We start from the raw sequence: 24,258 nt of genomic DNA on the forward strand, positions 1-24,258 counted from the left end.
CTCTCGTTGACTCCAACAGGGGAGTTAACCAGGGTCAGTATCAACCCCTCTCGCTGACCCTGCCTTCTTCCTCATCGGTGGAGGTGACCGGATGGTGCACCTTGATACCACAGCGTTCCATTGCCCGCTCCACCGCAGCACCAAGGATTTCCAGCGCTATGCCGGTTCTGTCGGTAAACGGTTGGGCATAGCTGAGGCGCAGACAGTTGCGGTATTTTCCAGAGGCGGAGAACAGCGATCCCACCGCGATTTGCAGTTTGGCCTCGCGCAACTCCTTGTTAAGCCTGACGGAGTCGAATGCTTCCGGCAATTCTATCCACATCAAAAAACCGCCCTGCGGCCGGGTGACGCAAATGCCGCAAGGGAAGTAATGGCGAACCCAGTGGGTAAATATTTCCAGATTACGCTGGTACTGCTGACGCATCCGTCGCAGATGCGCCGGATAGTAGCCCTGGCGAACAAATTCCGCCGCGGCCATCTGGGTTTGCGTGGCTGTTGAACCGGTCACGATGTATTTCATATGCAGTACACGATCGAGATATCGTCCCGGCACAACCCAGCCCACCCGCAGACCAGGGGCGACGGTTTTGGAGAAGGAACTGCACAGCAAAACCCGGCCTTCATCATCGAACGACTTGATGGTTGGCGGGCGGGGATATTCATACGCCAGTTCGCCGTAGACGTCATCTTCGACAATGGCGACGTCAAAACGCTGCGCCAGAGCCAGCAAGGCACGCTTACGTGGTTCGGGCATGATAAAGCCCAGCGGGTTATTGCAGTTGGGTACCACCACCACCGCTTTAATCGGCCACTGCTCAAACGCCAGCTCAAGGGCTTCAAGGCTGATCCCGGTTTCTGAATCGGTGGGGATCTCAATGGCTTTAATGCCAAAGCCCCGCAGGGACTGCATGGTGCCGTGGAAGGTCGGCGATTCTACCGCCACAATGTCGCCCGGCTGGCAGACAGCGCGAATCGATACCGACAAGGCTTCGTGACAACCGGTGGTGACAACAATCTCATCCGCCGTCAGATGACAACCGCCATCAATGGCCAGACGGGCAATCTGTTCGCGTAATTCCGGCAGTCCATAAATATTGTCGTAGTTCAGCATCCGCACATCCTGCTGATGGCCGATCCGACTCATGATCTTCCACAGCGGCTTGAGCGTTGGCTGGTTGAGGTCAGGCATGCCGCTGCCTAGTTGCAACACATCTTTTTCCTGACGGGCGTTTAACAAATCCAACACCGCATCCCACTGCGTAATTTCTACCGGACGCTGGGCCGGCCGGGTTAGCGGAGGAACGGGGGGTTCGGCTTTGCGCGGAGTGACAAAATAGCCTGAGCGAGGCTGCGGCGTGATCAACTGCCTCTCTTCCAGCAAATGATACGCCTGCTGAACGGTACTGATGCTTACGCCATGTTCAGTACTGAGGATCCTGACCGAGGGCAGGCGCTCACCACTGCGATAAAGCCCTTGTTCAATTCGCCCTGCCAGCAAATCTGCCAGATGTTGATAACGCGTCATCGTATCTTCTCCACACGGTATACAAGCCAGAAACCAGTACAGATCGCTCTGCATCTGACCATTCAGACCCACTATCTGCCAATCTGTATGTTAAATAAAGGTGTTTTTTGCATCTGTATTGAAATTCCGCTTCCGCGCAAAATAGCCCCATACCCCGTTGAGGAGAGCATCATGGAATTCAATGAAAATCGGGCTGCAAAGCCTTTCGCAGATTCACCGTTTCATCTGATCTACAAATTGCCTTACCGTTTGTGGAAAACCTGGCGGAGCCGGGTAGAGACACGCAAAATTCTCTCAAGACTTAGCGCAAGCCAGCTGAAAGATATTGGCATGACCTGTGAGGATGTTCGTCGCTATAAATGATGTGGTGTTGGGCTGACACTGCCCGTATTCAGGGTGGCTGGAGAAATCCGGCCACCCATTTTTTTGTCTGTAAATCGCAGGCATAAAAAAAACCGCTCCGGAGAGCGGTTTTTAGTGGCTTGAGGGTCAGAGACGATTAATCGTCTTTGCCGCCCATGCTCGCGTTCAGCAACTCTGCCAGGCTGGCAGAAGCTTCGTCCGCAGTCACCTGAGGAACAACCGGCGTTTCGCCAGCTGCTTTACGGCGCATACGATCCTGATGATAAGCGTAACCGGTACCGGCTGGGATCAGACGGCCCACGATGACGTTCTCTTTCAGGCCGCGCAGTTCGTCGCGTTTGCCCGCAACGGCTGCTTCGGTCAGTACGCGCGTCGTTTCCTGGAACGAGGCCGCAGAGATGAAGGACTCGGTCGCCAGAGACGCTTTGGTGATACCCAGCAGATCGCGTGCGAAGGTCGCTGCGATTTTGCCGTTGGCTTCGAGCTCACGGTTAGCAATTTTAACGCGTGAGAACTCAACCTGCTCACCGTCCAGGAAGTCTGCACTTCCTGCACTTGCGATGGTTGCTTTACGCAACATCTGACGCACGATGACTTCGATGTGCTTATCGTTAATCTTAACGCCTTGCAGACGGTAAACTTCCTGCACTTCGTTAGTGATGTAACGGGTCACCGCATGCACGCCACGCAGACGCAGAATGTCATGTGGAGACTCAGGGCCATCGGAAACAACATCACCACGTTCAACACGTTCACCTTCGAACACGTTCAGCTGACGCCATTTCGGGATCATCTCTTCGTAATGATCGCTGCCATCAATCGGGGTGATAACCAGACGACGTTTCCCTTTGGTTTCTTTACCGAAGGAAATGATGCCGCTGATTTCAGCCAGGATTGCCGGCTCTTTCGGACGACGGGCTTCGAACAGGTCAGCAACGCGTGGCAGACCACCGGTGATGTCCTTGGTACCGCCAGATTCCTGCGGTACACGTGCCAGGGTGTCACCAGAACTGATCTTGATGCCATCTTCCAGCTGCACAATTGCTTTGCCCGGCAGGAAGTACTGAGCAGGCATATCGGAGCCTGGGATCATTACATCGTTGCCATTAGCATCAACAATTTTCAGCGCTGGACGCAGATCTTTACCACCGGCAGTACGTTCAGCACTGTCCAGGATCACCAGAGAAGAAAGACCGGTAAGGTCATCTGTCTGACGGGTAATGGTCTGGCCGTCGATCATGTCAGTGAAGCGAATGAAACCGCTCACTTCGGTGATCACTGGCATGGTGTGCGGATCCCAGTTTGCTACGGTCTCGCCCGCTGCAACCTGCTCGCCGTCGCCTTTCGCCATGGTTGAACCGTAAGGAACTTTATAGCTCTCTTTGGTACGACCAAATTCGTCGATCATTTTCAGTTCAACGTTACGCGAGGTGATCACCAGCTTGCCAGCGGAGTTGGTTACCGACTTGGCATTGATCAGTTTCAGCGTACCTTTGTTCTTCACCTGGATGCTGGATTCAGCAGCCGCACGAGATGCCGCACCACCGATGTGGAATGTACGCATCGTCAGCTGGGTACCCGGCTCACCGATGGACTGTGCTGCGATAACGCCGATGGCCTCACCTTTGTTGATGATGTGACCACGTGCCAGATCGCGTCCATAACAGTGTGCACACACACCGAAGTCAGTTTCGCAACCTACTACGGAACGGACTTTCAGGCTGTCAACAGAGTGCTCTTCCAACAGATCACACTGCTGTTCGTGCAGCAGGGTGTTACGTGGCAGCAGAATGTCAGCAGTACCCGGCTTGATCACATCTTCAGCCGTCACACGACCCAGAACACGCTCACGCAGTGGCTCTTTAACATCGCCACCCTCGATAACCGGGGTCATCATGATACCTTCGTGGGTACCACAATCGTCTTCAGTGACAACCAGATCCTGTGCCACGTCAACCAGACGACGGGTCAGGTAACCGGAGTTAGCTGTTTTCAGTGCGGTATCCGCAAGACCTTTACGTGCACCGTGCGTCGAGATGAAGTACTGGAGTACGTTCAGACCTTCACGGAAGTTCGCGGTAATTGGCGTCTCGATGATTGAGCCATCTGGCTTAGCCATCAGACCACGCATACCGGCCAACTGACGAATCTGTGCTGCAGAACCACGCGCACCGGAGTCAGCCATCATAAAGATGCTGTTGAAGGAAACCTGACGCTCTTCTTCACCGTCACGGTTGATAACCACTTCGGTAGACAGGTTTTCCATCATCGCTTTAGCAACGCGTTCGTTGGCCGCAGCCCAGATATCGATCACTTTGTTATAGCGTTCGCCAGCGGTAACCAGACCAGACTGGAACTGCTGCTGGATCTCAGCCACTTCTGCTTCCGCTTCGGTGATGATTTCCACTTTCTTCTCTGGGATGACCATGTCGTCGATACCTACTGACGCACCTGAGCGCGCTGCATAGGCAAAACCGGTGTACATGGTCTGGTCCGCAAAGATAACGGTCGGCTTCAGGCCCAGGATGCGGTAACAGGTGTTCAGCATCTTGGAGATCGCTTTTTTGCCCAGCGCCTGGTTGACGATAGAGTACGGCAAACCTTTAGGCACGATCATCCACAGGATGGCGCGACCAATGGTGGTATCGATGATGCTGGTTTTAGCAACCCACTCATCCTGCTCGTTCTTTTCGTGCTCGGTGATACGGACTTTCACACGAGCGTGCAGAGAGGCCAGACCGGCGCGGTAAACACGCTCAGCTTCTTTCGGGCCAGTCAGCACCATGCCTTCGCCTTTGGCGTTAACACAGTCGCGGGTCATGTAGTACAGACCCAATACAACGTCCTGAGAAGGAACGATGATTGGCTCACCGTTCGCTGGAGACAGGATGTTGTTGGTAGACATCATCAACGCACGCGCTTCCAGCTGGGCTTCCAGCGTCAGCGGTACGTGAACAGCCATCTGGTCACCATCGAAGTCGGCGTTATAAGCCGCACAAACCAACGGGTGCAGCTGGATAGCTTTACCTTCGATTAGTACTGGCTCAAATGCCTGGATGCCCAGACGGTGCAGAGTTGGTGCACGGTTCAGCAGGACCGGGTGTTCGCGGATCACTTCGTCGAGGATATCCCAAACGATAGCTTCTTCACGCTCAACCATTTTCTTAGCAGCTTTAATGGTGGTAGCAAGACCACGCAGTTCCAACTTGCCGTAGATGAACGGTTTGAACAGTTCCAGTGCCATTTTCTTCGGCAGACCACACTGGTGCAGACGCAGGTATGGACCGACGGTGATAACCGAACGACCAGAGTAGTCGACACGTTTACCCAGCAAGTTCTGACGGAAACGACCCTGCTTACCTTTGATCATATCGGCCAAAGATTTCAGAGGACGCTTGTTAGAACCGGTGATCGCACGACCGCGACGGCCGTTATCCAACAGCGCATCGACCGCTTCCTGCAACATACGTTTTTCGTTACGTACGATGATATCTGGCGCAGCCAGATCCAGCAGGCGTTTCAGACGGTTGTTACGGTTGATCACGCGACGATACAGATCGTTCAGATCCGACGTAGCGAAACGACCGCCGTCCAGCGGTACCAGCGGACGCAGATCCGGTGGCAGTACAGGCAGCACGGTCAGGATCATCCACTCTGGCTTGTTACCAGACTGAACGAACGCTTCCAGCAGCTTGATACGCTTGGTCAGTTTTTTGCGTTTGGTTTCGGAGTTGGTTTCGGTCAGCTCTTCACGCAGCGTCTCGCATTCCTGCTCCAGATCCATGTTTTTCAACAGGGCCTGAATAGCTTCCGCACCCATCTTCGCGTCGAATTCGTCACCGAACTCTTCCAGCGCATCCAGATACTGCTCTTCAGTCAGGATCTGACGACGCTCGAGGTTGGTCATGCCGCCTTCAACCACAACGTATGATTCGAAGTACAGCACGCGCTCGATGTCACGCAGTGGCATATCCAGCAGCAAACCGATGCGCGAAGGCAGCGATTTCAGGAACCAGATGTGCGCAGTAGGTGATGCCAACTCAATGTGGCCCATGCGCTCACGGCGAACCTTGGTCTGTGTAACTTCAACGCCACACTTCTCACAGATCACACCACGGTGTTTCAGGCGCTTGTACTTACCGCACAGGCACTCATAGTCTTTTACCGGCCCGAAAATACGCGCACAGAAAAGCCCGTCACGTTCTGGTTTGAACGTACGGTAGTTGATGGTTTCTGGCTTTTTAACTTCACCAAAAGACCATGAACGGATCATGTCTGGCGAGGCCAGAGCAATTTTGATCGCACTAAACTCTTCGGTCTTAGTTTGCGCTTTCAGAAACTTTAGTAAGTCTTTCACGGATTAGCTCCCGTCGGAGTGAGACTTCTCAGCACGTCCAGGCGGACGTGCTGTAACCAGTACAAATTCGAGTGCTTTTCCCGTTATCTCTCAGGCTGCATCCACATGGGCTACAGCCTGAAAGTCACAGGGATTACTCGTCTTCCAGCTCGATGTTAATACCCAGCGAGCGGATCTCTTTCAACAGTACGTTGAAGGATTCCGGCATGCCCGGTTCCATCTGATGGTTACCGTCCACGATGTTTTTATACATCTTGGTACGGCCATTAACGTCATCAGACTTCACGGTCAGCATTTCCTGCAGGGTATAAGCGGCACCATATGCTTCCAGTGCCCACACTTCCATCTCACCGAATCGCTGTCCACCGAACTGCGCCTTACCACCCAGCGGCTGCTGAGTAACGAGGCTGTAAGAGCCGGTAGAACGTGCATGCATCTTGTCATCCACTAAGTGGTTGAGTTTCAGCATGTACATGTAGCCAACGGTAACCTGACGCTCGAACTGCTCGCCAGTACGACCATCAAACAGCGTGATCTGACCAGAAGAAGGCAGGCCGCCGAGCTGTAACAGCTCTTTGATTTCGCTTTCTTTCGCGCCGTCAAACACTGGTGTTGCGATTGGCATCCCCTTCTTCAGGTTTTCTGCCAGACGCAGCACTTCGTCGTCGGTGAAGGTGTTCAGATCGACTTTCTGACGTAAATCGGAGCCCAGATCGTACGCACGCTGAATAAACTCACGCAGCTTAGACACTTCTTCCTGCTTCTTAAGCATGGCGTTGATCTTCTCGCCAATACCTTTCGCAGCCATACCCAGGTGGGTTTCAAGAATCTGTCCAATGTTCATACGTGATGGTACGCCCAGCGGGTTCAGTACGATGTCGACCGGCGTACCGTTCTCATCGTATGGCATATCTTCGATCGGGTTGATCTTGGAGATAACACCTTTGTTCCCGTGACGACCAGCCATCTTGTCACCAGGCTGGATCTGACGTTTAACGGCCAGATACACTTTAACGATTTTCAGCACGCCAGGTGCCAGGTCATCGCCCTGAGTGATTTTGCGGCGCTTCGCTTCGAGTTTCTTCTCAAACTCGTGCTTCAGCTCGTCGTACTGCTCTGCCAGCTGTTCCAGCTGGTTTTGCTTGTCTTCGTCGGTCAGGCCGAGTTCCAACCAGCGCTCGCGAGGCAGCTTTTCCAGTTTTTCCGCTTCAACGCCACCGGCAACCAGCAGGTAGCTAATACGGCTAAACAGGCCAGCTTCGAGGATCTGCAATTCTTCAGACAGGTCTTTCTTCGCCTGCTTCAGCTGCATCTCTTCGATTTCCAGCGCGCGCTTGTCTTTTTCCACGCCATCGCGGGTGAAGACCTGCACATCAATAATGGTGCCTGATACGCCGTTTGGTACACGCAGAGAAGAGTCTTTAACGTCAGACGCTTTCTCACCGAAGATCGCACGTAACAGCTTCTCTTCTGGCGTCAGCTGGGTTTCACCTTTCGGCGTTACCTTACCAACCAGAATGTCGCCGCCGGTCACTTCAGCACCGATATAAACGATACCGGATTCATCCAGCTTGGAGAGCGCAGCTTCACCCACGTTAGGGATGTCAGCGGTGATCTCTTCCGGCCCCAACTTGGTGTCGCGAGACACACATGCCAGTTCCTGAATGTGGATGGTGGTGAAGCGATCTTCCTGTACCACACGCTCGGAGACTAAGATGGAGTCTTCGAAGTTGTAGCCGTTCCAAGGCATGAACGCGACGCGCATGTTCTGACCCAGTGCCAGTTCGCCGAGATCCGTTGAAGGACCATCAGCCAGCACATCACCACGTTCAATTGGCTCACCCAGGTTCACGCAAGGCATCTGGTTGATGCAGGTGTTCTGGTTAGAACGGGTGTATTTGGTCAGGTTGTAAATGTCGATACCGGCTTCGCCTGGGTACATTTCGTCTTCGTTAACTTTGATAACGATACGGGATGCATCCACGTACTGAACAGTACCACCACGTTTTGCTACGGCTGTAACACCGGAGTCAACCGCTACCGCGCGTTCCATACCGGTACCAACCAACGGCTTATCAGCACGCAGAGTTGGAACCGCCTGACGTTGCATGTTTGCACCCATCAATGCGCGGTTGGCGTCATCGTGCTCCAGGAACGGGATCAGTGACGCACCAACAGAAACGATCTGCTGGGTGGATACGTCCATGTAGTCAACCTGATCGCGGCTGAACAAGCTCGATTCGCCTTTACTACGGCAAGTAACCAGATCGTCTACGAAGTGACCTTCGTCGTCGAGGTTGGTGTTCGCCTGAGCGATAACGTAGTTACCCTCTTCAATTGCAGAGAGGTAATGAATTTCGTCGGTCACCACGCCTTCGCGAACGCGACGGTATGGGGTTTCCAGGAAACCGTACTCATTGGTCTGTGCGTACACGGACAAGGAGTTGATCAGACCGATGTTTGGACCTTCAGGCGTTTCGATTGGGCACACGCGACCGTAGTGCGTCGGGTGAACGTCTCGAACTTCAAAGCCTGCACGCTCACGCGTCAGACCGCCCGGGCCAAGTGCAGAGATACGACGTTTGTGCGTAATCTCAGACAGTGGGTTGTTCTGGTCCATAAACTGGGACAGCTGGCTGGAACCAAAGAACTCTTTCACTGCTGCAGAAATTGGCTTGGCGTTGATCATGTCCTGAGGCATCAGGGTATCCAGATCGCCTAAAGACAGACGCTCTTTCACCGCACGCTCAACACGGACCAGACCAACACGGAACTGGTTTTCTGCCATTTCGCCAACGGAACGAATACGACGGTTGCCGAGGTGGTCGATATCATCCACTTCGCCAATACCGTTACGGATCCCGATCAGTTTACGCATCACCTGGATGATGTCGTCTTTGCTCAGAATACCGGAACCTTCGATCTCGTCACGCAGCAGAGAACGGTTGAACTTCATACGACCAACCGCAGACAGATCGTAGCGGTCTTCAGAGAAGAACAGGTTCTCGAACAGGTTTTCAGCCGCTTCGCGCGTTGGTGGTTCACCAGGGCGCATCATGCGGTAGATCTCAACCAGTGCGCTCAAGCGATCGCTGGTTGGGTCGACGCGGACGGTTTCGGAAATATACGCACCGTGATCCAGGTCGTTGGTGAACAGCGTTTCGATGCGCTTGTGACCAGACTGGCTCAGCTTAGCCAGCAGATCCAGCGACAACTCCATGTTGGCAGCAACGATCAGCTCACCGGTGCTCTCGTCAACATAGTCTTTAGCAACGACTTTGCCGGCGATGTATTCAACAGGAACTTCGATGTGCTCAATGCCATCTTTTTCCAGCTGACGGATATGACGTGCAGTAATACGACGGCCTTTCTCAACGTAGATAGTACCGTTGGATTCGATATCGAATGAGGCAGTGTCTCCACGCAGGCGCTCAGGAACAAGTTCCATCTGCAGCTTGTTGTCGCGGATTTCATACACGATTTTGTCAAAGAACAGGTCAAGGATCTGCTCAGTGGTGTAATTCAGTGCACGCAGAATGATGGTCGCAGGCAATTTACGGCGACGGTCAATTCGAACGAACAGGTTGTCTTTCGGGTCGAACTCAAAGTCCAACCACGAACCACGGTAAGGAATGATACGTGCGTTATAAAGCACTTTACCCGATGAGTGGGTTTTACCCTTATCGCTGTCGAAGAAGACACCAGGACTACGATGCAGCTGAGAAACGATAACCCTTTCTGTACCGTTGATGACAAAGGTACCGTTATCGGTCATGAGTGGAATTTCACCCATGTAAACTTCTTGTTCTTTGATGTCCTTAACGGTGCCTTCCGGCGCTTCGCGCTCGTAGATCACCAGGCGCAGTTTTACGCGCAGGGGTGCAGAGTACGTGACGCCACGAATCTGACACTCTTTCACATCAAAAACAGGTTCGCCTAAACGGTAGCTGACGTACTGCAGTTCAGAATTACCGCTATAGCTTTGGATTGGGAATACGGAACGGAAAGCCGCTTCCAAACCATGTTGACCTTCCGGGTCTTGCTCGATGAACTTCTGGAACGAGTCAAGCTGGATAGAAAGGAGATAAGGAATGTCGAGCACCTGGGGGCGCTTTCCAAAATCCTTACGAATACGTTTTTTCTCGGTATAGGAGTAAACCATAGGGTTCCTCAGCTCGCTGAAAGGTAGAACCTCGCTGTCCGTCCAGAGGGGACAGTTCATGCAACACTATTTTGTGACGCGGAAAGAAGACTCCCCTTCCGTAATACCTCTTTCTATCACGCTTAAATCATTTCGTTGCCGTAGCAAAGCAGAGAAGCGCCGCAGGAGGGCAATATATTAAGTCGTCGATAGAGAAAGATATTAAGCAATTCAATGACTAAACAGTGTGAAACGTCATTGACGCTGTAGAGCGCAAAAAGGCTGGTGACTAAAAAGTCACCAGCCGTCAGCCTAAATCAGATTAGGCTGCAACCTGAAAGGTTGGCTTACTTAACTTCAACTTCTGCGCCAGCTTCTTCCAGTGCTTTCTTCAGAGACTCAGCGTCGTCTTTGCTGATGCCTTCTTTCAGGGCAGCAGGTGCAGACTCAACCAGGTCTTTAGCTTCTTTCAAGCCCAGACCAGTTGCGCCACGTACTGCTTTGATCACGGCAACTTTGTTAGCGCCGATAGCTTTCAGTACAACGTCGAACTCGGTTTTTTCTTCTACAGCTTCAGCAGCAGCGGCTGGGCCAGCAACTGCAGCAGCAGCTGAAACGCCGAATTTTTCTTCCATAGCGGAGATCAGTTCAACGATTTCCATTACAGACAGGGCTGCAACGCCTTCAATGATTTGTTCTTTAGTGATTGACATGTCAAATGTTCCTGAAATTCAGTTTAGGTGTAAATACGTTAGCAAGAGTACGGAAAATGAAAGGCCTGAGCTTATGCAGCTTCAGCTTCTTTCTGATCACGTACTGCAGCCAGAGTGCGAACCAGTTTGCCGGCAGCGGCTTCTTTCATGGTTGCCATCAGGCGTGCGACTGCTTCATCGTAAGTAGGCAGAGTTGCCAGGCGGTCGATCTGAGCCGCACTGATTAACTCGCCTTCAAAGGCCGCAGCTTTAACCTCAAATTTTGCATTCGCTTTAGCGAAATCTTTGAACAGACGAGCAGCAGCGCCCGGGTGTTCCATAGAATATGCAATCAAGGTTGGACCGACGAACGTGTCTTTCAGGCACTCAAACTGAGTACCTTCAACGACGCGGCGCAGCAAGGTGTTACGAACAACACGCATGTAAACGCCAGCTTCACGACCTGCTTTACGCAGTTCAGTCATTTTGCCTACTGGTACGCCACGAGAATCCGCAACTACCGCAGACAGCGCGCCTTTGGCTACTTCGCTGACTTCAGCAACAATCGCTTGTTTGTCTTGAAGATTTAAGGCCATTAGCTTTTGCTCCTGGATTTTGCCGGAGATGAATTTCTCCGGAACTCACTTCACCTGACCGCGTTTCCGAAGTCAGGCGCTTAACACGGTGAGCAGAATCCAGCAAAGACTATAAAAATATTCTTCAGGTTCTGTCACCGTCTACGCAGGAGATTAAGCCTCTTTCGAGACACCTGCGGTCTTGGACGGAGGCCTGGATAAGGCCAGGCTCCAACCGAAAATTCTGGTTCCGCAATTAACGGAACAACGGGCGTAAGATTCTAATAGAAACTTTCGCCCGCGTAAAGCAGATTAAACTGCAGCGTTCAGGCCAGCCTGATCGATTGCAACGCCTGCACCCATAGTGGTGGACAGGCTAACTTTCTTGATGAAAACGCCTTTCGCCTGTGAAGGTTTTGCTTTTTTCAGCGCAACCAGCAGGGATTCCAGGTTTTCTCTCAGTTTATCTGCATCGAAATCAACCTTACCGATAGTGGTATGGATGATGCCGTTTTTGTCGTTACGGTAACGAACCTGACCGGCTTTAGCGTTCTTAACCGCTTCAGCAACGTTAGGGGTTACGGTACCCACTTTCGGATTAGGCATCAGACCGCGTGGGCCCAGTACCTGGCCCAGCTGGCCAACAACGCGCATTGCATCAGGAGATGCGATAACAACGTCGAAGTTCATTTCGCCTTTTTTGATCTGGTCAGCCAGATCTTCCATACCTACCAGCTCAGCGCCTGCAGCTTTAGCAGCTTCAGCGTTTGCGCCCTGGGCAAATACGGCAACGCGAACAGAACGGCCAGTACCGTGTGGCAGTACAGTTGCACCGCGAACGTTCTGGTCAGATTTACGGGCATCAATGCCCAGGTTTACCGCTACGTCAACGCTTTCAACGAACTTGGCAGTAGCCAGTTCTTTCAGCAGAGCAACAGCTTCGTTGATGTCATACTGTTTAGTTACATCAACTTTGTCGCGGATCACGCTCATACGCTTGGTCAGCTTAGCCATTTCTTAGTCCTCTACAACCAGGCCCATGGAACGAGCAGTACCTTCAATTGAGCGAGCCATCGCTTCAATATCAGCACCAGTCATGTCCGCAGCTTTAGTTTCTGCGATTTCACGTACCTGAGCACGCGTTACTTTACCGACTTTGTCTTTGTTCGGCTTACCGGAACCAGACTTAATACCAGCCGCTTTCTTCAGCAGGATAGGTGCTGGAGGCGTTTTGGTAACGAAGGTGAAAGAACGGTCAGAGTAAACGGTAATCACAACTGGAGTAGGCAGGCCTTTTTCCAGGGATTCTGTTTTGGCGTTAAACGCTTTACAGAATTCCATGATGTTAACACCCTGCTGACCCAGTGCCGGACCGACCGGAGGACTTGGGTTTGCCATACCAGCTGCAACCTGCAGCTTGACGTAGGCTTGTACTTTCTTAGCCATGATAATTCCTCAATTGGGTTCAGACGCTCCGTGAAGAGCTCCCCGTGATTAATATTCCACACGCTGCGAACAGCGCATAAAAACAAAAGGCGCGAAATTGTATGGCAATTTCGCGCCTCTCGCAACCAATTTTCACTCACAGAGATCATTTTATATGCAGGGAGTGGTTACCCCACAGTCTGTCTCCGCACAGAGTGATTATCAGCCTTTTTCAACCTGACCAAAGTCCAGCTCAACCGGCGTAGCACGCCCGAAGATTGAAACCGACACTTTCAGGCGGCTTTTCTCATAATCCACTTCTTCAACCACACCGTTGAAGTCTGCGAACGGACCGTCACTAACACGGACCATTTCACCAGGTTCAAACATGGTTTTCGGACGTGGCTTATCACCAACCTGCTGCAGGCGGTTCATGATCGCATCGACTTCTTTATCGCTAATAGGTGCCGGACGATCGGAGGTACCACCAATGAATCCCATGACGCGAGGCACGCTACGCACTAAGTGCCAGCTTGCATCATTCATGAGCATTTGGACCAGGACATAACCCGGGAAGAACTTACGCTCGCTTTTACGACGCTGACCACCACGGATCTCAACCACTTCTTCAGTTGGAACCATGACATCGCCAAAAAGCTCTTCCATGTTATGTAACTTGATATGCTCGCGCAGCGATTGGGCTACGCGGCCTTCAAAACCGGAAAACGCCTGAACGACGTACCAGCGCATTTTTGGAGCTTCAGACATCTCAGAACCTCAGGCCAGTGATAAACGATACCAGACGGACCAGAATACCATCCAGTCCCCACAAAATCAGTGACATCACGGCAGTAACCGCGGCAACGATTAACGTGGTATGCAACGTTTCCTGGCGAGTCGGCCAAATGACCTTGCGAACTTCGGTGCGGGCTTCACGGGCAAACGCCAGTGTAGACTTACCTTTCGTGGTCAGCAGCGCAATGCCACCGGCTACAGCGATAAGGACAACGACGGCCAGCGCACGCAACGGCAGCGAGACTTCACGGTAAAAGTAGTTACCTACGATGGCCAGAATCAGTAGTAACACTACGACTAGCCACTTTACCGCTTCCAGGCCACGCCCGCTCCCTTGAGCTTCGGTATTAGCACTCATAAACCAACCTGCCACAATAAACAGAAACTATTTTGCCCCGTAATACGAGGCAACCAAACCGAATGAGGCTTTCAGGCGAAACTCGGCATATAACGCCGTGCTACAGAGCCTGCCTCAGCAATGATTATGGTTGAAAATCACTGATGAGCCAGGTTCTATGTTACAGCGTGCAAAAAGGGCATCAAATGATGCCCTTTTCATGTGCGTTGCGTCAAATATTATCCGCGATTATGCGATAACTTTAGCAACAACACCCGCACCAACAGTACGGCCACCTTCACGGATTGCGAAACGCAGACCGTCATCCATCGCGATTGGGTGGATCAGGGTAACCACCATCTGGATGTTGTCACCAGGCATGACCATCTCAACGCCTTCTGGCAGTTCGATGGTACCGGTCACGTCAGTTGTACGGAAGTAGAACTGTGGACGGTAGCCTTTGAAGAACGGAGTATGACGGCCGCCTTCGTCTTTGGACAGAATGTAAACTTCTGACTCAAATTTGGTGTGTGGCTTGATAGAGCCTGGCTTAGCCAGAACCTGACCACGCTGAATGTCTTCACGCTTGATACCACGCAGCAGAACACCACAGTTCTCGCCTGCACGACCTTCGTCCAGCAGCTTACGGAACATTTCAACGCCGGTACAAGTTGATTTAGCCGTATCTTTGATGCCGACGATTTCAACTTCTTCACCAACTTTAATGATACCGCGCTCTACACGACCGGTAACAACAGTACCACGGCCGGAGATGGAGAATACGTCTTCGATTGGCAGCAGGAATGGCTTGTCAATTGCACGCTCTGGTTCTGGGATGTAGTTATCCAGGTGGCCAGCCAGCTCGATGATTTTCTCTTCCCACTCAGCTTCGCCCTGCAGTGCTTTCAGTGCAGAACCGCGAACGATTGGCAGGTCATCACCAGGGAAGTCGTAGGCAGAAAGAAGTTCACGAACTTCCATCTCAACCAGTTCCAGCAGCTCTTCATCATCAACCATGTCGCATTTGTTCATGAATACGATGATGAAAGGAACGCCAACCTGGCGACCCAGCAGGATGTGCTCACGGGTCTGAGGCATAGGGCCGTCAGTTGCAGCAACAACCAGAATTGCACCGTCCATCTGCGCAGCACCGGTGATCATGTTTTTCACATAGTCGGCGTGGCCTGGGCAGTCAACGTGCGCATAGTGGCGTGATGGGGTGTCATATTCAACGTGGGAAGTGTTGATGGTGATACCACGCGCTTTTTCTTCTGGTGCGTTATCGATCTGGTCGAATGCACGAGCAGAACCACCGTAGGTCTTAGCCAGAACGGTAGTGATAGCAGCAGTCAGGGTAGTTTTACCGTGGTCAACGTGGCCGATTGTACCAACGTTGACGTGCGGTTTGGAACGTTCAAATTTTTCTTTAGACATAACTTGTCCCTCTAAGACACGGATAAATCGGTGATATCACCACATCAACCAGGCAAAGCCTGAACAGTTGAATTTTAACGTACAGAGAAAGAATCAGGGAGGGAGAATTAGAAGTGGTGCTGATACCCAGAGTCGAACTGGGGACCTCACCCTTACCAAGGGTGCGCTCTACCAACTGAGCCATATCAGCACGGCTTGGAGCGGGCAGCGGGAATCGAACCCGCATCATCAGCTTGGAAGGCTGAGGTAATAGCCATTATACGATGCCCGCATCCTGGAACTCGGCTACCTGTTCTGTCTGTAGCTTTTGAACAACAAGAAGATGCCCCCTTGCTATTCGAGTCAACCCGCATACGCTTGATGACCCTGACTGCGCTGGTGCTCAGTCTAAAATCTTCATTCATTTCAACCTTAACGTTCCGGGTCGAAATGGTGGTGGGGGAAGGATTCGAACCTTCGAAGTCGATGACGGCAGATTTACAGTCTGCTCCCTTTGGCCGCTCGGGAACCCCACCAGGGGTATTTCGTTACTTGATGGTGCCGGCTACCGGAATCGAACTGGTGACCTACTGATTACAAGTCAGTTGCTCTACCAACTGAGCTAAGCCGGCATCAAGTGGTGCGCATTCTAGGAAGACCTGGCCTCTGATGCAACAAAAAAATTGCGATAAATGTTCTTATGCTTACTATTTGTGCAATTCTTCGCAAATTATCGCATTGGGGCAGAAAAACAGTTCAAAGAAGCGCCATTTTAGCGATTTTTTCACCAGCATCCACGCGGATGATTTTGCGATTCAACTGCGCCGCTAAGTTTAAAAGATGCCTGATCGCGGCAAAAAAATTGCGATGGCAACACTCTACGCTTAAAAAGGCGACAATTGGCAGGCATCGTGCCATGACTGACTAAACAGAGGCGGCGTATAAGCGATTTTTTCTTGGCGTGTGTGATCAGTTTCTTTTGCTGATTGCCAGCACATTATTCAATAAATGCGGGTGCCGTTCCGTTTGCGCTCGCAGAATATATTTTTCCTTCAGCTACTGTCTCTCTGGTGGTAACCTCCTGCCCATTGTTTTCTGAAATTTACCTTAGTCACATGAGCTGGAAAAGGCGGGTTTATCCCCCTCGACAGAGTAGTTAACTCTACGACAGGCAAATTCTTGCTGGCAGAAGCATGCATATGAGCAAAAAAGACTCCTTGTTGACCACCCCCTATCTACAATTCAATCGTGATCAATGGGCTGCGCTCCGCGATTCAGTCCCAATGACCTTGAGTGAACAAGAAATTGCCCGCCTGAAGGGGATAAATGAAGATTTATCTCTTGAGGAAGTAGCCGAGATCTATCTTCCCCTTTCACGTCTGCTTAATTTCTATATCAGTTCTAACGTTCGTCGTCAGGCTGTACTTGAGCAGTTCCTGGGAACCAATGGCCAGAAGATTCCCTATATCATCAGTATTGCTGGCAGCGTCGCCGTGGGTAAGAGCACTACAGCGCGTGTACTGCAGGCTCTGCTGAGCCGCTGGCCTGAGCATCGGCGGGTAGAGCTGATCACCACTGACGGCTTCCTGCACCCTAATGAGGTGCTTAAAGAACGCGGTCTGATGAAGAAGAAAGGCTTTCCGCAGTCTTACGACATGCACCGACTGGTGAATTTCGTATCAGATTTAAAATCAGGCGCTTCGCAGGTCACGGCTCCGGTTTACTCTCATCTTATTTATGATGTGATCCCGCAGGGTGACAAGGTTGTGCAGCAGCCTGATATTTTGATTCTTGAAGGGCTTAACGTCTTGCAGAGTGGGATGGACTATCCTCACGATCCGCATCACGTCTTTGTCTCTGATTTTGTAGACTTCTCAATTTACGTCGATGCCCCGCAAGATCTGCTGCAGAGCTGGTACATTAACCGCTTCCTGAAATTCCGCCAGGGCGCCTTTACCGATCCAGACTCTTATTTCCACAACTACGCGAAACTCTCTGAAGAGGAAGCGGTGGGCGTGGCAACTCAGCTATGGGAAGAGATCAACCTTATGAACCTTAAGGAAAATATCTTGCCTACCCGGGAACGAGCCAGCCTGATAATGACCAAAAGCGTCGATCATGCGGTGGACCTGGTCCGCTTGCGGAAATAAAAAAAGGGGCGAAAGCCCCTTTTCTTGCAATTAATCTTGCGGACGAAGCGAAATTTCGCCCCCGACCCAGGATTTCCTTACCCCATCCTGCTCCAGAATTAATCCGCCTTGCTGATCGATGCCGCGCGCAATTCCCGGGATTTCTTTATCGCCAATCAGCAATTTAACCGGCCGGTTAATAAAGTTATCCAGCTCGCTCCAGCGATCGATAAAAGGTGCCAGTCCCTCGCGCTCAAATATCGGCAACGATTCACGCATATTGTTGATCAGATGCGCCGTTAGCTTATTTCGGTCCACGTTGACGCCGGCTTCCTGCAGGTTTATCCAGCCCTGGTTCACAATACCGGCATCGGGTGAGCGCATAGCAAGATTGATACCCGCACCGATCACCAACTGAGCGGCATCGCCGGTTTTTCCGGTCAACTCAACCAAAATGCCGGCCAGTTTGCGATCGTTCAGATAGAGATCGTTAGGCCACTTTACGCGAACGTCTTTAGCACCCAGTGATTGCAAAACTTCGGCAATGACAATCCCGATAACTAAACTCAGGCCCATTGCCGCCATTGGCCCCTGGTCCAGGCGCCAGTAAAGAGATAAATAGAGATTAGAACCAAACGGGGAGAACCACTGACGACCACGCCGTCCTCTGCCAGCCTGTTGATACTCTGCGACACAGGCATCACCTGATTGCAGTGAATCCATTCTTTCCAACAGATACTGATTAGTTGAATCAATCACCGGGATTACGGCCAGCCGTTTTTCCTTCAGCTGCGCCATAATCGTTTCTTCATCCAGCAGCTGCATCGGTGCCGGCAGGCTATAGCCTTTGCCGGTAACAGTGAAGACATCAATCCCCCAATCCTTCAGGGTCTGAATGTGCTTATTGATTGCGGCGCGGCTCATACCCAGCTGTTCGCCAAGCTGCTCTCCGGAATGGAACTCGCCATCAGCCAACAGGCCAATCAGCGTTAACGGGACGGTATTTGCTTTCATGCAATGACTCCAACTGCATCCTTTTCACCCTGCGCGCCAATAAAGCGCACCTCAGGCTCAAGCCACACGTTAAATTTCGTGCCCACTCGTTGGCGCACTTCATGCGCTAAAGCCACTATGTCGCTCCCTGTCGCCTTCTCTTTGTTGATCAAAACCAGCGCCTGCTGCTGATGCACCGCTGCGCCGCCAACGCTAACCCCTTTAAGCTCACACTGCTCAATCAGCCAGCCTGCAGCCAGCTTTACTCTTCCATCCGCTTGAGGATAAGCGGGCAGCGTTGGGTAGGCAGTGCGGATCGCCTCTGCGGCTTCAGCAGTGACAACCGGATTCTTGAAGAAGCTGCCAGCGTTACCTGTTATCGCCGGATCCGGCAGCTTACTGCTACGCATTGCGCAGACCGCATCGAAAATTTGTTGGGGAGTGACTGTCTGTGGATCTAATGCTCTCAGGTCGCCGTAAGTCATTACCGGGCACCACTGTTTGTTCAACACCAGTCCTACGGCAACAATGGCATAGCCCAGCTGATACTGATGCTTAAAGATGCTGTCCCGATAACCGAACTGGCATGCGGCTGCCGTCAGACGTTCGACTTCACCGGTGTTTAAATCCAATACATCAACATAAGCACAGACATCCTTTAGCTCGACGCCATAAGCCCCAATGTTCTGTATAGGTGCTGAACCAACACAACCGGGGATCATCGCCAGATTTTCCAGTCCCGGTATGCCTTTCTCCAGCAGGACCTGCACCAGATTGTGCCAGTTTTCACCCGCGCCGATATGCAGCTGCCAGTGATGCTGATCTTCCTCGATCTGTATGCCTTTAATTCTGTTGATGATCACCCGGCCAGAAAAGTCTTCCAGGAAAAGAATGTTGCTACCTTCTCCCAGTAGCAACACCGGCTGGTTGTGTAGCAGGCTCTGCTGCCAGCTTTGCAGAAGCGACTCTGCGCTGGTCGCTACATCAAGATTAGCGGCATGGGCGTCAAGGCCAAAAGTATTCCAGGATTGAAGGGAGTTATGTTGAGAGGACATGCTCAAACCTTAATAAATTAATCTACGGGAGAGTGTACCCCATCCATCCGCAAGCTTGCAGTGGATTTTGATTTAATAAAGACTTTTGTTGTAATACGGGAATGAGTTACGGATAACCCCTAAAAACCAAACTCTTGAATATTGCTTTATATTAAAATGCAGGGACAAAACCCCATCTCAATCAATCGACTGTTTCACCAAAACATTCACCCACCATTAAATAACCCCCTTTAACAATGATGAGGTTTAATTGAATGCATGATTGTAATAATGAATTTAGATCACATCAGACGACCCGATGATATTCATTCCATCTGAAGACTATTTGATACAGATTCAGGCAATGAAGGTCTACCAGACTACAACTGTTGATAGGATAGCTGATGAGATGGAATTATTTTAACGCTATTCAGGTTCAGTTTTTCATATTGTCTCGGGACGCCATTAGCAGGAGATTGGCCATAAAAACTGGCTAATATATAATGCGAGTGATTGGTGTTTACCACCAAGAAATCATTTAAATATTTTGAGCTCCCCTGTCTGTCTTACGTCATGTACAATGCGTGCAATGGAAGGTTAGGATATAGCAATATCAGTCGCTCAGTTATTTCACTCAACAAACCCTTCACTCAGTGTCTTTATCCTCTGCACTTTTATTCTCTCCTTAAAATTTAAATATTATCTGTAAAAAACCACAGTCAGAATAAATTTTTGCTAATTACTCTTATAGTTTGGTTATTCCATCGGGTTTATGGATCTCAATAAAATTACCATTATGTTCTCCTTAACAAGGTCGGGTAATTAACGCTTTCAGAACACGACGTTATCTGCCTGTCATTATCCTTTAAGGCGTCGTGCGGAAGGACGGCGTCTTCTTTTGTCTGGTTTTGGGATGGTTTGGGATGGTTTGGGATGGTTTGGGAGTTTTAGGGGGTGTTTGGGGCGGTTTTGGATTTCAGTGGCGGGTTTTGGATTTTAGTGGCGGGTTTCGGCCGTTATCAGGCGGGCCTGGGGAATCCGGGAGCCGTTTTGAGGCGGGTTTTGCCTTCTCACGCACACAAAAAAGCCCCATGCTTTCGCATGAGGCTTGTCTGCTTAATTGATGCCTGGCAGTTCCCTACTCTCGCATGGGGAGACCCCACACTACCATCGGCGCTACGGCGTTTCACTTCTGAGTTCGGCATGGGGTCAGGTGGGACCACCGCGCTAAAGCCGCCAGGCAAATTCTGTTATTCACGCCGCCATAGGGCCGCGCAAATTTATCCGGTTCAAGCTGAAAATATCTGTTCGTGTCTCTCAGACACCACCAGAACGCTTCTGGTGTTGTAAGGTTAAGCCTCACGGGTCATTAGTACCGGTTAGCTCAACGCATCGCTGCGCTTACACACCCGGCCTATCAACGTCGTAGTCTTCAACGTCCCTTCAGGGGCCTTAAAGGCCCAGGGAAGATTCATCTCGAGGCAAGTTTCGCGCTTAGATGCTTTCAGCGCTTATCTTTTCCGCACTTAGCTACCGGGCAATGCCATTGGCATGACAACCCGAACACCAGTGGTGCGTTCACTCCGGTCCTCTCGTACTAGGAGCAACCCCTCTCAATCTTCCAGCGCCCACGGCAGATAGGGACCGAACTGTCTCACGACGTTCTAAACCCAGCTCGCGTACCACTTTAAACGGCGAACAGCCGTACCCTTGGGACCTACTTCAGCCCCAGGATGTGATGAGCCGACATCGAGGTGCCAAACACCGCCGTCGATATGAACTCTTGGGCGGTATCAGCCTGTTATCCCCGGAGTACCTTTTATCCGTTGAGCGATGGCCCTTCCATTCAGAACCACCGGATCACTATGACCTGCTTTCGCACCTGCTCGAGCCGTCACTCTCGCAGTCAAGCTAGCTTATGCCATTGCACTAACCTCACGATGTCCGACCGTGATTAGCTAACCTTCGTGCTCCTCCGTTACTCTTTAGGAGGAGACCGCCCCAGTCAAACTACCCACCAGACACTGTCCCCACGCCGGATCACGGCGCCAGGTTAGAACATCAAACGTTAAAGGGTGGTATTTCAAGGTTGGCTCCACGCAGACTGGCGTCCACGCTTCAAAGCCTCCCACCTATCCTACACATCAAGGTTCAATATTCAGTGTCAAGCTATAGTAAAGGTTCACGGGGTCTTTCCGTCTTGCCGCGGGTACACTGCATCTTCACAGCGAGTTCAATTTCACTGAGTCTCGGGTGGAGACAGCCTGGCCATCATTACGCCATTCGTGCAGGTCGGAACTTACCCGACAAGGAATTTCGCTACCTTAGGACCGTTATAGTTACGGCCGCCGTTTACCGGGGCTTCGATCAAGAGCTTCTCCTTGCGGATAACCCCATCAATTAACCTTCCGGCACCGGGCAGGCGTCACACCGTATACGTCCACTTTCGTGTTTGCACAGTGCTGTGTTTTTAATAAACAGTTGCAGCCAGCTGGTATCTTCGACTGGCTTCAGCTCCGGGAGCAAGTCCCTTCACCTACGCGCCAGCGTGCCTTCTCCCGAAGTTACGGCACCATTTTGCCTAGTTCCTTCACCCGAGTTCTCTCAAGCGCCTTGGTATTCTCTACCTGACCACCTGTGTCGGTTTGGGGTACGATTCCGTGTTACCTGATGCTTAGAGGCTTTTCCTGGAAGCAGGGCATTTGTTACTTCAGCACCGTAGTGCCTCGTCATCACACCTCAGCGTTAAAAAGAGTCCGGATTTACCTAAACTCTCCGCCTACATGCTTAAACCGGGACAACCGTCGCCCGGCTAACATAGCCTTCTCCGTCCCCCCTTCGCAGTAACACCGAGTACAGGAATATTAACCTGTTTCCCATCGACTACGCCTTTCGGCCTCGCCTTAGGGGTCGACTCACCCTGCCCCGATTAACGTTGGACAGGAACCCTTGGTCTTCCGGCGAGCGGGCTTTTCACCCGCTTTATCGTTACTTATGTCAGCATTCGCACTTCTGATACCTCCAGCAGACCTCACAGTCCACCTTCGACGGCTTACAGAACGCTCCCCTACCCAACAACGCATAAGCGTCGCTGCCGCAGCTTCGGTGCATGGTTTAGCCCCGTTACATCTTCCGCGCAGGCCGACTCGACCAGTGAGCTATTACGCTTTCTTTAAATGATGGCTGCTTCTAAGCCAACATCCTGGCTGTCTGTGCCTTCCCACATCGTTTCCCACTTAACCATGACTTTGGGACCTTAGCTGGCGGTCTGGGTTGTTTCCCTCTTCACGACGGACGTTAGCACCCGCCGTGTGTCTCCCGTGATAACATTCTTCGGTATTCGCAGTTTGCATCGGGTTGGTAAGCCGGGATGGCCCCCTAGCCGAAACAGTGCTCTACCCCCGAAGATGAGTTCACGAGGCGCTACCTAAATAGCTTTCGGGGAGAACCAGCTATCTCCCGGTTTGATTGGCCTTTCACCCCCAGCCACAAGTCATCCGCTAATTTTTCAACATTAGTCGGTTCGGTCCTCCAGTTAGTGTTACCCAACCTTCAACCTGCCCATGGCTAGATCACCGGGTTTCGGGTCTATACCCTGCAACTTAACGCCCAGTTAAGACTCGGTTTCCCTTCGGCTCCCCTATACGGTTAACCTTGCTACAGAATATAAGTCGCTGACCCATTATACAAAAGGTACGCAGTCACACCACGAAGGTGCTCCCACTGCTTGTACGTACACGGTTTCAGGTTCTGTTTCACTCCCCTCGCCGGGGTTCTTTTCGCCTTTCCCTCACGGTACTGGTTCACTATCGGTCAGTCAGGAGTATTTAGCCTTGGAGGATGGTCCCCCCATATTCAGACAGGATGTCACGTGTCCCGCCCTACTCATCGAACTCACAATAAGTGCATTTTTGTGTACGGGAGTATCACCCTGTACCCTGCGACTTTCCAGACGCTTCCACTAATGCACAAACTGATTCAGGTTCTGGGCTGTTCCCCGTTCGCTCGCCGCTACTGGGGGAATCTCGGTTGATTTCTTTTCCTCTGGGTACTTAGATGTTTCAGTTCCCCAGGTTCGCCTTGCAACACTATGTATTCATGTTGCAATGATGCACCAAAGTGCACCGGGTTTCCCCATTCGGGTATCGTCGGTTATTACGGTTCATATCACCTTACCGACGCTTATCGCAGATTAGCACGCCCTTCATCGCCTCTGACTGCCTAGGCATCCACCGTGTACGCTTAGTCACTTAACCTCACAACCCACAAGCGTCCCGAAAGACACATTGCTGTTGTAAGCATTTGAGAGACTCGAACATATCGTTGATTTCATTCTTATTACGGAGAATGAAAACGACATGTCGTTTCAATTTTCAGCTTGTTCCGGATTGTTAAAGAGCAAATATCTCAAACGTGACTCGTCCTTGCGGAGAGAATCAGTTTTGAGATACGGGTTGATAATGTCTTTCACTCATTATC

The 24,258-nt window shown here is 51.4% G+C and carries 14 protein-coding genes, 4 tRNA genes and 2 rRNA genes; 2 read left to right on the forward strand and 18 right to left on the reverse strand.

The features are described from left to right. Positions 1-40 precede the first annotated feature (40 nt). Positions 41-1,525, reverse strand: coding sequence for an aminotransferase-like domain-containing protein (locus AC0IXH_RS16385; protein ID WP_013200300.1), 1,485 nt, complete (start codon positions 1,523-1,525; stop codon positions 41-43). 171 nt (positions 1,526-1,696) lie between these two features. On the opposite strand from AC0IXH_RS16385, the gene AC0IXH_RS16390 reads away from it, so the two are divergent. After that, positions 1,697-1,888, forward strand: a complete 192-nt coding sequence (locus tag AC0IXH_RS16390) for a DUF1127 domain-containing protein (RefSeq protein ID WP_151038538.1) — start codon at positions 1,697-1,699, stop codon at positions 1,886-1,888. A 136-nt stretch (positions 1,889-2,024) separates the two neighbouring features. On the opposite strand, the gene rpoC is transcribed toward AC0IXH_RS16390, so the two are convergent. From rpoC to AC0IXH_RS16455, 13 genes are all read right to left on the reverse strand, one after another. Continuing rightward, positions 2,025-6,245, reverse strand: coding sequence for a DNA-directed RNA polymerase subunit beta' (gene rpoC / locus AC0IXH_RS16395; protein WP_013200298.1), 4,221 nt, complete (start codon positions 6,243-6,245; stop codon positions 2,025-2,027). A gap of 133 nt (positions 6,246-6,378) precedes the next feature. Further along, a complete protein-coding gene (gene rpoB / locus AC0IXH_RS16400) occupies positions 6,379-10,407 on the reverse strand; it encodes a DNA-directed RNA polymerase subunit beta (RefSeq protein WP_013200297.1) in 4,029 nt (1,342 codons plus the stop codon). A 326-nt stretch (positions 10,408-10,733) separates the two neighbouring features. After that, positions 10,734-11,099, reverse strand: coding sequence for a 50S ribosomal protein L7/L12 (gene rplL, locus AC0IXH_RS16405; protein ID WP_013200296.1), 366 nt, complete (start codon positions 11,097-11,099; stop codon positions 10,734-10,736). A 71-nt stretch (positions 11,100-11,170) separates the two neighbouring features. Next, positions 11,171-11,674, reverse strand: a complete 504-nt coding sequence (gene rplJ / locus AC0IXH_RS16410) for a 50S ribosomal protein L10 (RefSeq protein ID WP_013200295.1) — start codon at positions 11,672-11,674, stop codon at positions 11,171-11,173. A 291-nt stretch (positions 11,675-11,965) separates the two neighbouring features. Continuing rightward, the gene (rplA, locus tag AC0IXH_RS16415) at positions 11,966-12,667 is read right to left on the reverse strand and encodes a 50S ribosomal protein L1 (protein ID WP_013200294.1); all 702 of its coding nucleotides are present in this window, start codon (positions 12,665-12,667) and stop codon (positions 11,966-11,968) included. Between the two features lie 3 nt (positions 12,668-12,670). Beyond that, complete coding sequence (gene rplK / locus AC0IXH_RS16420) at positions 12,671-13,099, reverse strand: 50S ribosomal protein L11 (protein ID WP_013200293.1); 429 nt, start codon at positions 13,097-13,099, stop codon at positions 12,671-12,673. A gap of 201 nt (positions 13,100-13,300) precedes the next feature. Next, positions 13,301-13,846 carry a transcription termination/antitermination protein NusG gene (gene nusG / locus AC0IXH_RS16425; protein WP_013200292.1) on the reverse strand — a complete coding sequence of 182 codons (546 nt, stop codon included), beginning with the start codon at positions 13,844-13,846 and terminating at the stop codon, positions 13,301-13,303. Between the two features lies 1 nt (position 13,847). Further along, positions 13,848-14,231 carry a preprotein translocase subunit SecE gene (secE, locus tag AC0IXH_RS16430; protein WP_013200291.1) on the reverse strand — a complete coding sequence of 128 codons (384 nt, stop codon included), beginning with the start codon at positions 14,229-14,231 and terminating at the stop codon, positions 13,848-13,850. Between the two features lie 228 nt (positions 14,232-14,459). Further along, positions 14,460-15,644 carry an elongation factor Tu gene (tuf, locus tag AC0IXH_RS16435; protein WP_013200290.1) on the reverse strand — a complete coding sequence of 395 codons (1,185 nt, stop codon included), beginning with the start codon at positions 15,642-15,644 and terminating at the stop codon, positions 14,460-14,462. A 114-nt stretch (positions 15,645-15,758) separates the two neighbouring features. Continuing rightward, positions 15,759-15,834 (reverse strand) — tRNA-Thr (locus AC0IXH_RS16440). Positions 15,835-15,840: 6 nt separating this feature from the next. Beyond that, positions 15,841-15,915 (reverse strand) — tRNA-Gly (locus AC0IXH_RS16445). Positions 15,916-16,074: 159 nt separating this feature from the next. Continuing rightward, positions 16,075-16,159, reverse strand: a tRNA-Tyr gene (locus AC0IXH_RS16450). A gap of 20 nt (positions 16,160-16,179) precedes the next feature. Further along, positions 16,180-16,255 (reverse strand) — tRNA-Thr (locus AC0IXH_RS16455). A 567-nt stretch (positions 16,256-16,822) separates the two neighbouring features. Here AC0IXH_RS16455 and coaA point away from each other — a divergent pair. Next, complete coding sequence (coaA, locus tag AC0IXH_RS16460; RefSeq protein WP_013200289.1) at positions 16,823-17,773, forward strand: type I pantothenate kinase; 951 nt, start codon at positions 16,823-16,825, stop codon at positions 17,771-17,773. A 30-nt stretch (positions 17,774-17,803) separates the two neighbouring features. On the opposite strand, the gene birA is transcribed toward coaA, so the two are convergent. From birA to AC0IXH_RS16480, 4 genes are all read right to left on the reverse strand, one after another. Further along, a complete protein-coding gene (birA, locus tag AC0IXH_RS16465; RefSeq protein WP_471720730.1) occupies positions 17,804-18,766 on the reverse strand; it encodes a bifunctional biotin--[acetyl-CoA-carboxylase] ligase/biotin operon repressor BirA in 963 nt (320 codons plus the stop codon). Beyond that, positions 18,763-19,800, reverse strand: a complete 1,038-nt coding sequence (gene murB, locus AC0IXH_RS16470; RefSeq protein WP_013200287.1) for a UDP-N-acetylmuramate dehydrogenase — start codon at positions 19,798-19,800, stop codon at positions 18,763-18,765. The genes birA and murB overlap by 4 nt, the downstream gene beginning before the upstream one ends. Before the next feature lie 1,104 nt (positions 19,801-20,904). Next, positions 20,905-21,020, reverse strand: a 5S ribosomal RNA gene (rrf, locus tag AC0IXH_RS16475). A gap of 107 nt (positions 21,021-21,127) precedes the next feature. Continuing rightward, positions 21,128-24,035: ribosomal RNA gene (locus AC0IXH_RS16480) — 23S ribosomal RNA — on the reverse strand. Positions 24,036-24,258 lie beyond the last annotated feature (223 nt).

The sequence above is a fragment of the Erwinia sp. AC075 genome (assembly GCF_979253995.1).